Source organism: Ralstonia sp. 22111 (genome assembly GCF_052045895.1).
In the GTDB taxonomy this organism is placed as follows: Bacteria; Pseudomonadota; Gammaproteobacteria; order Burkholderiales; family Burkholderiaceae; genus Ralstonia; species Ralstonia wenshanensis.
On record NZ_JBQEPR010000003.1, the window covers coordinates 122,995 to 138,831 of the forward strand.

Sequence of the window (15,837 nt, forward strand, 5' to 3'; positions counted from 1 at the left end):
GGTCGGGGCGGTCTGAAATAAATTCCGTCGATTATAGGGGGAACTATCCGACTGCGTGCGGGCTTACGCACAAGGGGACATTGCCGGTGGCGAAACGTTGTCGGCCACCGGCAACAAGAGAAGGGTTATTGCGCGGCCGGTGCGGACGCCGGTTGCAGCGCCGCTTTGCCGACCACCGGCACTTCGCCGTGCCACCCGCCGCCCAGCGCCTTGACCAGCAGCACCGCTGCCGAATACTGCTTGCCCTGCAGCGTCAGCAGCGTGCGCTCGGCACTGTAGGCCGTGGCTTGTGCGGTGATGACTTCCAGAAAGCTCACCGTGCCGGCGCGATAGCGGTTCAGATTGAGTTGCGCGGCTTCCTGCGCGGCTTTGACGGCATCGGCCTGTACGCCAAATTCCTGCGTCTGCCAGCGAAGCGCGGCGAGGTTGTCTTCGACATCCTGGAACGCGCCCAGCACCGTCTGGCGGTATGTTGCGACCGACGCGTCGTAAGCAGCGCCGGCCTTGTCGACGGCGGCCGCGCGCGCGCCGCCATCGAACAGCGTGGCGGCCAATGTCGGGCCGATCGACCAGACGCGGCTCGGCAGCGTTGCCAGGCGCGTGAGCGTGTTGGCTGCCAAACCGGCCGATGCGCCCAGCGTGAGCGTCGGGAAGTATGCCGCCTTGGCCACGCCGATCTGCGCGTTGGCAGCGGCCATGCGGCGCTCGGCGGCGGCGATGTCTGGGCGGCGTTCCAGCACGGCCGATGGCACTTCCAGCGGAATGGCGGGCAGGGCGGGCAAGTCGGCCGCGCTGGCAGCGGTGGCCGGGGCCAGCGAGAATTCCGCCGGCGGTTTGCCGATCAGCACCGCAATGGCGTGCTCAAGCTGCGCGCGGGTGACTTCGGTATCCAGCAGCAGCGCCTGCGACTGCTTGAGCTGCGTCTGCGCGGTCAGCACATCCGAGCGCTGCGCCACGCCCACTGCGTACTGGTTTTGCGTGAGCTTCAGGAAGCGTTCGTAGTCTGCAACCGTGCGTTGCAGGACGGCCTTCTGGGTATCCGTGACACGCAATTGAAAATAGTTCTGCGCAAGCGTCGCCTGGGCCGACAGCAAAGCGGACGATAAATCGCCTGCGCTGGCTTGCGCGCTAGCCTTGTTCGACTCAACCGATCGGCGGATGCGGCCCCACAGGTCCAGTTCCCAACTGGCGTTGAGCGACAGGCTTTGCGAGTTCAGCAGGCTGGGGTTGCCGGTCGACAGGCTGCCATCGGGGTTGACCGAGGTGCGCACTGAACGGCTGCGCGTGGCCGATGCACTGGCCCCCAGCGTCGGGAAGAACGAAGCCTGCGCCGATTGCACCAGCGCCTGGGCCTGCCGGTATTGCGCCTCGGCCACCAGGATGTTCTGGTTGGCGGCGGCCACCTGTTCCTCCAGCGCGTTCAGTTGCGGGTCGTTGAAGATCTCCCACCACTTGCCGCGGGCCATGGCGTCGCTCGGGTCGGCGACTTTCCAGTCGCCGGCTTCCTTGTATTGCTGCGGTACTTCGGCGTCGGGGCGCTTGTAGTCGGGCCCGACCGCGCAGGCCGAGACGAGCGCGCACGCGGCCAACGCGAGCAGCGAGGTACGAAGGGCTTGAGTGCCTCTTGTCATGTTCAGCTTCCTTGCGAATCCAATGCGGGCAGCGGTGTGTCCTTGCTGCGGCCGGCGCGACGCAGGCGCAGCCGGTCGAGCGCCAGGTAGACCACCGGCGTGGTGTAGAGCGTGAGGATCTGGCTGACCAGCAGCCCGCCGACGATGGAGATGCCCAGCGGCGTGCGCAGTTCCGCACCGTCGCCACGGCCAAGTGCCAGGGGCAGGGCGCCCAGCAGAGCGGCCATCGTCGTCATCAGGATCGGCCGGAAGCGCAACACGCAGGCGTGGAAGATCGCATCCGCCGGGCTCATGCCCTGGCTGCGCTCGGCCTCCAGCGCGAAGTCGATCATCATGATCGCGTTCTTCTTGACGATGCCGATGAGCAGAATCACGCCGATCAACGCGATGATCGAAAAATCCGTGTCTGTGATAATCAGCGCCAGCAGCGCGCCCACACCCGCCGAGGGCAGCGTCGACAGAATCGTGATCGGGTGCACGTAGCTCTCGTACAGCACGCCCAGCACGATGTAGATGGTGATGAGCGCAAAGAGGATCAGCACGGGCTGGCTGGAGAGCGAATCCTGGAACGCCTTGGCGGTGCCCTGGAAGCTGCCGTGCACGGAGGACGGCACGCCGATGCGGTTCATCGCGTCCTGGATATCCTGCGTGGCACCCGACAGCGAAGCCCCCGGCGCCAGGTTGAACGAGATCGTGCTCGCCGCGAACTGGCCCTGGTGGTTGACCGCCAGCGCCGTGTTGGTGGGCTCGTAATGCGAGAAGGTCGACAGCGGCACCTGCGCGCCCGTCGATGTGATGAGGTAAATGTCCCGCAGGCCGTCGGGGTTCTGCCAGTACTGCGGCGCGGCTTCCATCACAACACGGTACTGGTTGAGCGGGTTGTAGATGGTCGACACCTGGCGCTGTCCGAACGCGTTGTTCAGCGCGTTGTCGACATCGCTCGGGTTGATGCCGAGCGACTTTGCCTTGTCGCGGTCAATGACGAGGGACGTCTGCAAGCCCTTGTCCTGCGTATCGGTGTTGACGTCTGTCAGCGATTTCACCTGCGTGAGGGCCTGCTTGATCTTCGGGTCCCACGCGCGCAGCTCGTTCAGGTCATCGGCCTGCAACGTGTATTGGTACTGGGCATTGCTGGCCCGGCCGCCCACGCGGATGTCCTGTACCGATTGCAGGAACAGGCTCGCGCCTGGTTCGCGTGCCAGCTTGCCCCGCAGCCGATTGATCACCTGGTCGGCGGAGAGCTTTCGCTCGGCCAATGGTTTGAGCTGGATGAACATGAAGCCGCTGTTCCGCTGGCTGCCGCCCGTGAAGCCGACCACGTTTTCAACCGCAGGGTCCTGCTGGATGATGTGGATGAAATCGGTCACCTTCGTGCGCATGGCCTGGAACGAGATGGCCTGGTCCGCCTGGATGTTGCCGATCACGCGGCCTGTGTCCTGTTGTGGGAAGAACCCCTTGGGCACGATGATGTACAGGTAGACGTTCAGGCAAACCGTGGCCAGCAGGATCAGCAGCGTGAGCCAGCTGTGCCGCAGCGCCCACGCCAGCGAGTTGCGGTAGATGTCGAGCAAGAGGGTGAAGAAGCCTTCGGTTTTGCGGTGGAACCAGCCGTGTTCTTCCTCGGCGGCGGGCTTGAGCAAGCGCGCGCACATCATCGGCGTGGTGGTGAGCGACACCACCAGCGACACCAGGATGGCTACCGACAGCGTCACCGCAAACTCACGGAACAGCCGCCCGACGATGCCGCCCATCATCAGCAGCGGGATGAATACGGCAATCAGCGACAGGCTCATCGACACCACAGTAAAGCCGACCTCGCGCGCGCCCTTGAGCGCGGCCTGCATGGGCCGCATGCCGTTTTCGATGTGGCGCGAGACGTTCTCGAGCACTACGATCGCGTCGTCCACCACAAAGCCTGTCGCCACGGTCAACGCCATCAGCGAGAGGTTGTCGAGGCTATAGCCGCACAGGTACATCACCCCGAATGTGCCGATGAGCGAGACCGGCACGGCCACGCTCGGAATGAGCGTTGCCCGCACGTTGCGCAGGAACAAAAACACCACCATGATCACCAGCGCGATCGACAGCACCAGCGTGCGCTCCACATCTCTGAGCGAGGCGCGGATGGTGGGCGTGCGGTCCATCATCACATCGAGGTTGATCTGCGCGGGAATGGTATTGCGCAGGTACGGCAGGATGTCGTTGATGCGGTCGACCGTGTCGATGATGTTGGCGCCAGGCTGCCGGCTGATGATGAGCAGCACCGATGGCTTGCCGTTGGCTGAGCCGTAATTGCGGATGTCCTGCACGCTGTCGCTGACGTCTGCCACGTCGGCCAGCCGCACCGGCGAGCCGTTGCGCCAGGCGACGATGAGCGACTGATATTCGGCAGCCTTCTTGGCCTGGTCGTTGGCGTAGATGGTCCAGACGCGTTCGCCGGATTCCATCATGCCTTTGGGCTTGTTTGCGTTGGTGCTGGCGATGACGGTGCGCACGGTCTCCATCGAGATGCCGTACTTGTTCAGCGCCATCGGGTTCAGCTCTACCCGCACCGCCGGCAGCGACGCACCGCCGATGGTGACCTGACCCACGCCGTTCACTTGCGACAGCTTCTGCGCGAGGATGGTCGAGGCCGCGTCGTACAGCTCGCCGCGCGACTTGGTGTCGGACGTCAGCCCCACAATCATGATCGGAGCATCGGCCGGATTGACCTTGCGATACGTCGGGTTGCTCGGCAAGCCGGAGGGCAGCAGGCTGCGCGACGCATTGATGGCGGCCTGCACGTCGCGTGCGGCGCCGTCGATGTCGCGCGACAGATCAAACTGCAGCGTGATCCGTGACGAACCGAGCGAGCTGGACGAGGTCATCTCGGTAATGCCCGCGATGCGGCCGAGCGAGCGTTCCAGAGGCGTTGCCACGGTAGCCGCCATGGTTTCAGGACTGGCGCCCGGCAGCGATGCGTTGACCGAGATGGTCGGAAAGTCCACCTGCGGCAGCGGCGATACCGGCAGCAAGCGGAACGCTGCGATACCGGCCAACGCCACGCCGATGGTCAGCAGCGCCGTGGCAACAGGCCGGGCGATGAAGGTGGCGGACAGATTCATCGCGGTCCGCCAGACTGGTTGGTGCCTGCGGCGCCGTGGCGTCGGGCAGCACGGCGGGCGCGCCAGTCACGCAGGCGTTCGCCAAGGTTGTCAAAGGCCAGATAGATGACCGGCGTGGTGAACAGCGTCAGCACCTGGCTGACCAGCAGGCCGCCCACCATCGTGATCCCCAGCGGCTGGCGCAACTCGGAGCCCACGCCGGTACCCAGCATCAGCGGCAGGGCACCCAGCAGGGCGGCCATGGTCGTCATCAGAATCGGACGGAAGCGCAGCAGACACGCCTGGTAGATGGCGTCGCGCGGGGCCATGCCCTGTTCGCGCTCGGCCTCCAGCGCGAAGTCGATCATCATGATCGCGTTCTTCTTGACGATACCGATCAGCAGGATGATCCCGATGATGGCGATGATGCCCATGTCCTTGCCCGACACCAGCAGCGACAGCAGGGCACCTACGCCGGCCGACGGCAGCGTCGACAGAATCGTCACCGGGTGGATCGTGCTTTCGTACAACACGCCCAGGACGATGTACATCGTGATGACAGCGGCCAGGATCAGCCACAACTGATTCGACAGCGACGCACGGAACGCCAGCGCCGCGCCCTGGAAACTGGTCTGCATGCTGGCCGGCAGACCGATTTCCTGTTCGACGGCATTGATCGTGTCGACCGCTGCCCCCAGCGATGCATGCGGCGCCAGGTTGAACGAAATGGTGGCCGCCGGGAATTGCCCCTGGTGGTTCACTACCAGCGAGCCCGGTTGTTCTACCACCGTGGCAAACGCGCCCAACGGAATCTGTTGGCCACTGCTCGATGCCACGTGCAGGTCATACAACGATTGCGGCCCAAGCTGCATCTTCGGGTCCGTTTCGAGCACCACGCGGTATTGGTTCGATTGCGTGAAGATGGTCGAAACCAGGCGCTGGCCGTAGGCGCTGTACAGCACGCTGTCCACCGCCGCCATCGTGATGCCGTACACCGCCGCCTTGTCGCGGTCGACCTGTACGTAGGCGCGCAAGCCGTTGTCCTGCAGGTCACTCGCCACGTCGCGCAGTTCGTTGGTCTGCTGCAGGCGTTCAACGAGTTTCGGCACCCACTTCGAAAGGTTGTTCGGGTCCGGATCTTCCACCGTGAATTGGTACTGCGTGCGGCTCACGCGGTCTTCAATCGTCAGGTCCTGCACCGGCTGCATGTATAGCGAGATACCCGCCACCTTGGCCAATTCGGGCTGCAGGCGCTGAATGATCTCGGTGGCGTCGGCGTCGCGTTTATCCTTCGGCTTGAGGTTGATCAGCATGCGGCCGCTGTTGAGCGTGGTGTTCACGCCATCCACGCCGATGAACGACGACAGGCTCTCGACCGCAGGGTCTTTGAGCACCACCTCGGCCAGCTTCTGCTGCCGCTCGGCCATGGCCGAGAACGAGATCGACTGCGACGCATCCGAAATGCCCTGGATCACGCCGGTGTCCTGCACCGGGAAGAAACCCTTGGGCACCACCACATAGAGCAGGGCCGTCAGGACCAGCGTGCCGATGGCCACCAGCAGCGTGGTCTTCTGCCGATCAAGCACCCATTGCAGCATGCGGCCGTACCGCGCGATGACGTTGTCGAAGAACGCGCCCGCAGCGTGATAGAAGCGCGATTGCTCAGCTTCGGGAATGTGCTTGAGCAGTCGTGCGCACATCATCGGCGTGAGCGTGAGCGACACCACGGCCGAGATCAGGATCGACACTGCAAGCGTGATTGCAAACTCGCGGAACAGCCGCCCAACCACGTCGCCCATGAACAGCAGCGGAATCAGCACGGCGATGAGCGAGAACGTGAGCGAGATGATCGTGAAACCGATCTGCTTGGAGCCCTTGAGCGCAGCCTCCATTGGCGGGTCGCCGTCTTCGATGTAGCGGGCGATGTTTTCGATCATGACGATGGCATCGTCCACCACAAAGCCCGTGGCGATGGTCAGTGCCATCAGCGTGAGGTTGTTGATCGAAAAACCTGCCAGGTACATCACGCCAAACGTACCGACCAGCGACAACGGCACCGCCACTGCCGGAATGACCGTGGCCGGCACGTTGCGCAGGAACAGGAAGATCACCATCACGACCAGCGCCACGGCGAGCATCAGCTCGAACTGCACATCGGATACCGAGGCGCGGATGGTCGTGGTGCGATCGGTCAGCAGCGACACTTCCACGTTGCCGGGCAGCGTCTCCTTGAGCTGTGGCAGCAGAGCCTTGGCGCGGTTGACCACTTCGATCACGTTGGCGCCGGGCTGGCGCTGCACGTTCAGGATGATGGCCGGGGTGGTGTTGGACCAGGCGGCCAGCTTGCTGTTTTCGGCGCCATCAACGATCTGTGCCACGTCGGTCAGCCGGATGGGCGCGCCGTTCTTGTACGCGACGATCATCTTGCCGTACTCGGCGGCCGACTTGAGCTGGTCGTTCGCGTCGATGGTGGAAGCGCGCGTCGGGCCGTCGAAGCTGCCCTTTGCCCCATTGACGTTGGCCGTGCCGATGGCGGTGCGGATGTCGTCAATCGACAACCCCAGCGCCGCCAGCGCCGACGTGTTGGCCTGGATCCGCACGGCCGGCCGCTGCCCGCCGCTGATGCTGACCAAGCCGATGCCTGGCAACTGCGACAGCTTCTGCGCGATGCGCGTGTCGACAAGGTCTTCCAGCTTGGGCAGCGGCATCGTGTTGGAGGTGATCGCCAGCGTGAGGATCGGCGCGTCGGCCGGATTTACCTTGCTGTAGATCGGCGGCATCGGCAGGTCGTTCGGCAGCAGGTTGCCGGCCGCATTGATGGCCGCCTGCACCTCCTGCTCGGCAATGTCGAGCGAGAGCGACAGATCGAACTGCAGCGTGATGACCGAGGCGCCGCCCGAGCTGGACGACGTCATCTGCTTAAGGCCCGGCATCTGCCCGAACTGGCGTTCGAGCGGCGCAGTGATGGACGACGTCATCACGTCGGGGCTGGCACCCGGGTACAGCGTCGTGACCTGGATGGTCGGGTAATCGACTTCGGGCAGCGCAGAGAGCGGCAGCATCCGATAAGCCACCAGGCCCGAGAGCAGGATGGCGACCATCAACAGCGTGGTCGCCACGGGCCGGAGGATGAAGATTCGGGAGGGATTCATGCCAGCTCGGAACAGAAGACTTCGTCAGGCGCGTGCACGCAATGCACGACTCAGGGCTTACGGTTTGGCGGCCGGGGCACTCGCGGCGGGTGCTGAAGCACCGCCCTGGCCGCGGCGATGTCGCCCGCCCTGGTGACCCTGGCCCGCTGCGGGGGCACTGGCAGGGCCGGCACCCGGCTGGATCACCTCCACCGGCGAGCCGTCGCGCAGCTTGTCGGCACCATCGATCACCACGCGCTCGCCGGGCTGCAGGCCTTGCGCCACTGACACGCGCTCACCTTCGGTCACGCCCAGCTTGACCACGCGCAGCGCCACCTTGTTGTCGTCTCCCACCACGTAGACGAAGGTGCCCTGCGTGCCGCGCTGGATGGCGGCGCCCGGCACGATCACCACGTCGCGCAGCGTATCCACCTGCATGCGCACGTTCACAAACTGATTGGGGAACAGCATCGCGTTCTGGTTCGGGAACTGCGCGCGCAGCTTCACCGTGCCGGTGGTGTTGTCGATGGTGTTGTCCACTGTCATGAGCACGCCGCGCGCGAGCTGCGTGGTCTGGCCGCGGTCCCACGCTTCCACCGGCAGCTTGTCGCCGGACTGCAGGCGCGGCATGACCTTGGGCAGGCTGTCTTCGGGAATCGAATAGATGACCGTGATCGGGTCGATCTGCGTGATGACGACGATGCCGTTGGTGTCCGACGCATGCACGATATTGCCCGGATCGACCTGGCGCAGGCCAACCCGGCCAGACACCGGTGCCGTGATGCGCGTGTAGGAAAGCTGCACGCGGGCGTTGTCGACGTTGCCCTGGTCCAGCTTGACCGTGCCGTCGTATTGGCGCACGAGCGCCGCCTGCGTATCCACCTGCTGCTTCGAGATCGAATCCTGCGAAAGCAGCGTCTGGTAGCGCTGCAGGTCGAGCTTGGCGTTTTGCAGCAGCGCCTGATCGCGCGCAAGCTGACCTTCCGCCTGCGCGAGCTGCGCCTGATAGGTGCGCGGGTCGACCTCGGCCAGCAGGTCTCCAGCCTTGACGGTCTGGCCCTCGGTAAACGCCAGGCGCACGAGCTGGCCGTCCACGCGTGTCTTGACCGTCACGTTGTTGACTGGCGTGACATTGCCCAGCGCCGACAGCACCACGTTGATGTCGCCCTTGACGGCCGTGCCGACCATCACGGGCATCGGCTTGCCGGCCATGGCCGCGCCGCGGCCACCGGGGCCACCTCGCCCACCGGGGCCGCCCGCGTTGCGGTACTTCGCGTGATAGACCGCATAGCCGATCAACACCAGGATGATGATCACCACCCAGATGCCCCAGCGGCGGCGCTTGCCACCTTCGCGCGGGGGCGGCAGCAGCGTCGAAGACACCTCGTTGGGCGTCTCTGTCCCCTCGTGCGTACGGCGGCCGGCGTCGTCAAACTGGCCGGGCTTCTGGTCCTTGGGATCGGACATGTTGGCGTTCCTGTTCTTAGCAATATGGGGACGAGCGCACATGATAGCTGGCGCCCGTGCCAGTCAAACCGCAGCTTAAAGGCAACGTCTTTGCGAAGAATGAGTCGCGCAGCGGGTTCTATTACGGCAGATTACAAACCCATCGCGGTGTTACCGGGCGAAACAATATGGTGAAAGTGCGCGCGATTCGTGGTGGCCACAATCGCTATCATGAGCACACCTTCCTGCGTCTACCAGACACTCCACCAGACAGATGAGCGGCACCAAGATCCTGGTCGTCGATGACGACGTCGAACTGCGCGACCTTCTGCGCGAATACCTGACCCAGCAGGGTTTTGCCGTTTCCGTGCTGCACGACGGCGATGGGCTGGGCGCCCGGCTCGAACGGGAGCGCCCGGCCCTTGTCGTGCTCGACCTGATGATGCCCAAGGTGGATGGCCTGTCCGCCCTGCGCGACCTGCGCGCTCGCAATGACGATGTGCCTGTCATCCTGCTCACGGCCCGCAGCGATGAGATCGATCGCATCATCGGCCTGGAAATCGGCGCCGACGACTATCTCGGCAAGCCGTTCTCGCCGCGCGAGCTGCTCGCCCGTATCAACGCGGTGCTGCGCCGGCGCCTTTCCGTGCCGGCCTCCGCACCGGAAGACCGCGACAGCTTCAGCTTCGGCCCGTTCAAGCTCAACTTCCGCATGCGCACGCTGTTTCGCGGCGACACCGCACTGTCGATCAGCGATACCGAATTCGCGCTGCTCAAGCTGCTGATCGGGCATGCGATGCAGGTGCTCACGCGCGAGCACATCGTCGAGCTGATGTACGGACCGGGCAGCGGTGTGTCCGATCGGGGCATCGACGTACAGATCTGGCGCCTGCGTCGCGTGCTGGAAGAGGACGCCCAGCGCCCGCGATACATCCAGACCGTGCGCGGCCGCGGCTACACCTTTGTGCCGGATGAGCGGGAAGAGGCCAATGAAGTTCAAGGCTAGATTCGACACGCTGTTCGGCCGGCTGGCGGTGCTGATCGTGGTGGTGCTTGTGCTGAGCCACTTCTCGTGGCTGGGCGTGCTGCGCGCCGAGCGCCGCGAGCGACAGTTCCAGGCTTCGGTAGATCAGATGGCGTTCCAGTTGCAGGCCTTCCAGGCAGCGATGGACGGCCATCTGCATGTGAAGCTGCCCGATCTCGTGACCGAAACCGATGAGCCGCCCTCGGGCGAAGCGTCTTCGGCATCGGACAAGTCTGCGGAGTTGGTGCGACAACTGGCGCGCCGTTTGCCGTCCGACACACAGTTGCGGCTCGAAGCAGGCCCCACGCCACGCGTGTTCGTGCGTTTTTCGCAGCGCAACAAGTGGATTGCCATGCCCCTGGTGTGGGTGCATGCGCCGCCCACCATCTCGGCTGTGGTGCCGGGCGTGATGGTGGTGCTGGCGATTGCCATCGCGTTCTCGCTGTTTGCGGCGTGGCAGATCCAGCGCCCCGTGCGCGAGCTGGCCGATGCTGCGGGTGCGCTGGCCCGGCGCCGCTACGTGGCACCGCTCAAGGAGCGCGGCCCGTACGAACTCCGCCAGTTGACCGACCAGTTCAACCATATGGCTGCTGACCTGTCGGCTGCCGACGAAGAGCGCAACACCATGCTGGCCGGCATTGCGCACGACCTGAAGACGCCGCTGTCGCGCCTGCGCCTGCGTGCCGAAATGCTGGCTGACCAGAAAGCCGGCGCCGGTATCGAACGCGATGTCGAATCCATGTCGGCCATCGTCGAGCAGTTCCTCGCCTATGCGCAGAGCGGCGACAGCGAGGCGCGCGAGGTGTCGGTCGACCGCCATCTGCGCGGCCTGGTGCAGCCCTTTGCCGAGCAGGGCAAACATGTCGCGCTCGATCTGCATGCTGGCGATCGCTTCCGCCTCAAGCCGACGCATCTTGAGCGCATCGTCGTCAATCTGCTCGACAACGCGTTCGCGTATGGCGCCGAGCCGGTCAACGTGCGCACCGCGGCGGACGAAACCGGCTATACGCTGACGGTGGAAGACCACGGTGCTGGCATCCCCGCTGCCGACTTTGACCGCGTCATGCGGCCTTTTGTGCGCCTGGATCCGGCGCGCGGCGGCAATGCGCATTGCGGGCTGGGGCTGGCAATCGTCGATCGGCTGGTGCGCCACCTGGGGGGGGATCTCGCGGTCGGCCCGTCGGCCGCGGACGCGCCGTCGCCGGGGTTTCGCGTCACCATGCGGTTTCCGGCCTCAACAGCGGCGGCTTGATCGCCCGATCGCCCGACTGATTGCCCGACTGACACACGGGCAAGCGATTGCGTGAGCTATCCTAGGCGAGGCAAGCACGCTTGTTGCGTGCGTTCACCAGAACTCCGGGAGGAAAACGCATGAATCGCGCTGTCTGTCTCGTCAAGGATGCCGGCCAAGCCCGCATAACCGCCGCCGTTGCCGCGTGTGTGCTGGCGATGGGCCTGGCGGCCTGCTCGTCGCCGATGCCTCCGTGGCAGCCGCCGCGCATGACCATCCAGCCTGCGCCACCGCCCGCACCTGCACCCGCACCCGCACCCGTTACGACGCTGCCGCCTTCACCGGCCGTGCAGCCGGTACCGGCGCAACCGCCGGCTTACGCGTCACCGCCCGCCGCGGACACCGAACCCCCGCGCGCAACGCCGGGCATGGCGAATCCGGCATCCACGTATTGTCTGCAGCGTGGCGGTCAACTTGAGTTTTCCACGCGTGCCAACGGGGCTGACGTGGGAACCTGCGTCAGCCCAGGCGGAGATGAATGCGAGGAATGGGCGTTCCTGCGCGGCAGTTGCACGTGGTAAGTGGCGGCAGTTGCCGCAGGCAATAAAAAGGGCCGCTGATGTTGCGGCCCTTTCGTTTGGAGGGTGCGATTGTTTGGAGATGCGCCTACCGCCGCGCCACCACCACCTTGTCGGCAGATTCCGCCACCAGGCGCATCGGCACGCCGGCGTCATGCAATTTCTGCCATGTCGAGCGACGCATGAATGCGTAGGCAGGAGGGCCATCGGTCCAACGCTTGATCCATTCGTCCGTGGTGGCAATGACCTTGCTCGGCTCCAAGCCGGCGCCCATCTCCAATTCGTCAAAGCCCGAGACCAGCGTCATCGGTCGACCTAGGTAGTAGATGGCCGTCTGATCTAGCCACTCGACCGAGTAGAAAGGGGTTTCGTCGGGAATCGGGCCCGTTGCGTTCAAGGTTTTTTCAATGACGTCGCGGGCGGACAGTGCATCGCGGAAGATCTCGCTGGCGTTGAGCACGCGGTCCCAGCAGAGCAGGGCCGAGATCGACAGCACGATCACGGCCACGGTGCGCTTCTGCCAGCGCAGCGCCATGAGAGCGGCCAGCGTACCGACGGCCAGCATGACCATCACCTCGCGCAACGCAGGCATGGCCACCGCAACCTGTTGGGCGGGCATTTTCGCGCCAGCCTTGGCGCCGATCATTGGCACCGCAAACCACAGGCCGACGGCGATCAGCAGATTGACGCCCAGCGACCACGCAACAGCGCGCGTGGGCATCTTCTCCAGCGCCAGGGCCAGCACAATCGCCAGTGCGGGGAAGGCCGGCACGATGTAGCCCGGCAGCTTCGAGTTGGATATCGAGAAGAACAGGAAAATCATTCCCGCCCACGCAATCGACCAGCGCATCAGGTCAAATTGTCGTGTGCCGACGAACAGATCCGCCACGCGCCCCATGCGCCGGCCGATGGCCGCAAACAGCAGAGGCGTCCACGGCAGCAGCCCAGCCAGGCCCACCGCTATGAAGTACCACCACTTGCCGCTGCGATGGTGCTCGTTGGTCAGGAAGCGCTCGAAATGCTCGTGGATGAAGAAGAAGTGGAAGAACTCCGGGTTGCGCTCCTGCACGACGACGAACCACGGCACCGTGGCGATCAGGTACAGCGCAAGGCCGGGTAGCCAATGCATGCGGCGGATCAGTGCCCAGTCGCGCGTCATCAGCAGGTAGGCCACGCCGATCAAGCCCGGGACGACCAGCCCGATCAAGCCCTTGGTGAGCGTCGCGCCCGCCAGCGCCAGCCAGACCACGAGCATCCACGCGAGCTGCCCGCGACGCGATGCACCGGGCCGCTGCGCCAGCGCGAAGCCGCACGCACCGACCGTCAGGAAAAAACCCACGCCCATGTCGAGCGTGATGACCTGTCCGAACAGCAGATACAACAGAGACGAGGCGAGAATCGCCGCGCCCGTTGCCGCCGTGCGCCCGCCGCGATAGGCCGCCAGCGTCCAGGCCGTCATCAGGATCCCACCCAGGCCGAACAGCACTGGCCACAGGCGCGCGCCCCAGGCATTGACGCCGAACGCCTGGAACGTGGCGGCCGTCGTCCAGTACTGCAGGGGCGGCTTCTCGAAGTATTTGAGATCGTTCAGGCGGGGCGTCACCCAGTCACCGGAAGCCACCATCTCGCGCGGGATCTCCGCATAGCGGCCTTCATCTGGCCGGAAGAGGGTGGATCGCTGGAACAGGTCGTCCGTCCACAGCGCGAGGAATACGGCGACGAGCGCGACGACAAGCAACGCCATCCATGGCGAGCGGCGGGAGGAGACTGGGCGGGATTCCATGCGGGGGGCGATAGCAAGCACGGTCGGAAAGGCTTGGATTCTAGTCGATGCAGGGTTAGCGGATCGTCAGCCTGGCTAAATGTCTTGCCCTGGCCTCTCGCATGCATGGATAAAGACCCGGTCGACGCCTACCTCCACGAGTGCCTCGGCCGGAATCCGCGACGCACACTTTTCGCCGTTGGCCTTCAGCGCCTGTCTCCGTAACGACGGAATGCACGCTTTACGCCAGCAGTATTTGCCTGACTTATAGGCCGAATAAACATTCGCAATTTGACGCGCATTTTGCGATTGCCAGATAAAGACGGCTGAATGCGCCGAGCCGGTCGGCGTGCATGCAAAGGAATGGAGACATGTTGAAGGTCAACGGGGCGCGGCTGTGGTCGAGCCTGATGGAAATGGCGGCGGTCGGTGCCACGCCAAAAGGCGGTGTGCGGCGCTTGGCGCTCACAGAAGAAGACGTGGCCGGCCGCGCGTTGTTCGCGCGCTGGTGCGAAGACGCGGGCATGACGCTCAGCGCCGACCGCGTCGGCAATCTGTTTGCGCGCCGCGCCGGCAAATTGGCGCAAGCCCGCCCCGTGGCGAGCGGCAGCCATCTCGACACGCAGCCCGAAGGCGGGCGCTTCGATGGTGTCTACGGTGTGCTGGCCGCGCTGGAAGTCGTGCGCACGCTCAACGACGCGGGCATCGAAACCGATAAGCCCATCGAGATTGTTGTGTGGACCAACGAAGAGGGGGCACGCTTCACGCCCGCCATGTTGGGTTCTGCTGCATTTGCGGGCGTGATGCCGCTGGAACAGGCACTGGCCTTGCGCGATGGGCAAGGCGTTTCTGTGGCCGATGCGCTGGTGGCGAGCGGCTACGCAGGCGAACGCGCCATCCCCGGTACGCCGTTCGATGCGTATTTCGAGGCGCATATCGAGCAAGGGCCGATCCTGGAAGAGAACGGCGTGCCGATTGGCGTCGTCACGGGTGGGCAGGCGATCCGTTGGCTTGATGTGCGCGTGCAGGGCCAGGCGGCGCATGCGGGCACCACGCCAATGCGCTTCCGGCGCGATGCGACGTTCACGGCAGCGGAGATGGCCGCGTCGCTGGAAACGCTGGTCGAGATGTTTGCCCCGCACGGCTTGGTGACCATTGGCGAACTCGGCATCCGCAATGCTTCGCGCAACACCATCGCCGCCGATCTGATTTTCACGGTGGACTTGCGCCACCACGAAGACGTGCGCATCGCCGAGATGGAGTCCACGCTGCGGGAGCGCTTTGCCGACATTGCCGAGCGCCGTGGCCTAACCGTGCAGATCGACCAGCATTGGGTCAGCCCGGCCACGCCGTTCGACCCCGTTTGCGTGAAGGCGGTGGCCGATGCGGTGGAAGCCCTCGACTACCGGCATCAGCGCATCGTGAGCGGCGCGGGGCACGACGCCATCCAGATCGCCAAGCATTGCCCGACGGCGATGATCTTCATCCCGTGCGTCAACGGTCTGAGCCACAACGAAGCCGAAGATGCGTTGCCCGAAGATGTGACGCGCGGCGCCGATGTGCTGCTGCACGCCATGTTGGCTCGGGCACAGAGAGCGAGCTAGCGAGATAGCGCTTTGCCCGACCCGTCAGTAGGGTCGAATCGTTGCAACCTGTTGCGGTAGCATTGCGCTTGCCGGCGATCCTGCCGGTTCAGTACGTCTTCAGGGCGGGGTGGAATTCCCCACCGGCGGTATGCGGACCATGTGTCCGTGAGCCCGCGAGCGCCTTGCATGCGCCTGCATGCAAGGGTCAGCAGATCCGGTGAGATGCCGGGGCCGACGGTCAGAGTCCGGATGGAAGAAGATGTGCGGAACAACACGCCCGTGCTACAGGCGCGCGCCTGGCCTTGTGCCGGGCTGCGCCGCTGTATGGCTCGCGCGTGTTTGTCTGCTTGCCCTGGAACGTCTTG

9 protein-coding genes and 1 riboswitch are annotated in these 15,837 nt (G+C 64.8%); of the genes, 4 read left to right on the forward strand and 5 right to left on the reverse strand.

Translation table 11 applies throughout. The annotated features are described in order from the left end of the window. Nucleotides 1-125: 125 nt before the first annotated feature. From ACTJK4_RS09655 to ACTJK4_RS09670, 4 genes are read right to left on the reverse strand one after another with little or no spacing between them, the layout of a single operon-like run. On the reverse strand, nucleotides 126-1,631 hold the full coding sequence (locus tag ACTJK4_RS09655) for an efflux transporter outer membrane subunit (protein ID WP_322018428.1): 1,506 nt from the start codon (nucleotides 1,629-1,631) through the stop codon (nucleotides 126-128). Nucleotides 1,632-1,633: 2 nt separating this feature from the next. Next, nucleotides 1,634-4,735, reverse strand: coding sequence for a multidrug efflux RND transporter permease subunit (locus tag ACTJK4_RS09660; RefSeq protein WP_440817759.1), 3,102 nt, complete (start codon nucleotides 4,733-4,735; stop codon nucleotides 1,634-1,636). Next, nucleotides 4,732-7,866 (reverse strand): MdtB/MuxB family multidrug efflux RND transporter permease subunit, encoded by a 3,135-nt coding sequence (locus tag ACTJK4_RS09665; RefSeq protein WP_440817762.1) that lies wholly within the window; start codon nucleotides 7,864-7,866, stop codon nucleotides 4,732-4,734. The genes ACTJK4_RS09660 and ACTJK4_RS09665 overlap by 4 nt, the downstream gene beginning before the upstream one ends. 57 nt (nucleotides 7,867-7,923) lie before the next feature. Beyond that, nucleotides 7,924-9,312: an MdtA/MuxA family multidrug efflux RND transporter periplasmic adaptor subunit gene (locus ACTJK4_RS09670; RefSeq protein WP_440817764.1), complete on the reverse strand. Its 1,389-nt coding sequence runs from the start codon at nucleotides 9,310-9,312 to the stop codon at nucleotides 7,924-7,926. A 253-nt stretch (nucleotides 9,313-9,565) separates the two neighbouring features. Here ACTJK4_RS09670 and ACTJK4_RS09675 point away from each other — a divergent pair, with 253 nt between their 5' ends. From ACTJK4_RS09675 to ACTJK4_RS09685, 3 genes are all read left to right on the forward strand, one after another. Next, entirely contained in the window at nucleotides 9,566-10,297 is a 732-nt protein-coding gene (locus tag ACTJK4_RS09675; RefSeq protein WP_232039789.1) for a response regulator, read from the forward strand. Beyond that, nucleotides 10,281-11,567, forward strand: coding sequence for an ATP-binding protein (locus ACTJK4_RS09680; protein ID WP_232039788.1), 1,287 nt, complete (start codon nucleotides 10,281-10,283; stop codon nucleotides 11,565-11,567). The genes ACTJK4_RS09675 and ACTJK4_RS09680 overlap by 17 nt, the downstream gene beginning before the upstream one ends. A 119-nt stretch (nucleotides 11,568-11,686) precedes the next feature. Further along, a complete protein-coding gene (locus tag ACTJK4_RS09685) occupies nucleotides 11,687-12,127 on the forward strand; it encodes a putative hemolysin (protein ID WP_316879414.1) in 441 nt (146 codons plus the stop codon). Nucleotides 12,128-12,212: 85 nt separating this feature from the next. Here the strand turns inward: ACTJK4_RS09685 and ACTJK4_RS09690 are convergent, their stop codons facing one another. Then, nucleotides 12,213-13,907, reverse strand: coding sequence for a glycosyltransferase family 39 protein (locus tag ACTJK4_RS09690; RefSeq protein WP_440817769.1), 1,695 nt, complete (start codon nucleotides 13,905-13,907; stop codon nucleotides 12,213-12,215). 350 nt (nucleotides 13,908-14,257) lie between these two features. Here ACTJK4_RS09690 and ACTJK4_RS09695 point away from each other — a divergent pair, with 350 nt between their 5' ends. Then, complete coding sequence (locus ACTJK4_RS09695; protein ID WP_440817771.1) at nucleotides 14,258-15,490, forward strand: Zn-dependent hydrolase; 1,233 nt, start codon at nucleotides 14,258-14,260, stop codon at nucleotides 15,488-15,490. 91 nt (nucleotides 15,491-15,581) lie between these two features. Further along, nucleotides 15,582-15,737, forward strand: a riboswitch (FMN riboswitch). Nucleotides 15,738-15,837 lie beyond the last annotated feature (100 nt).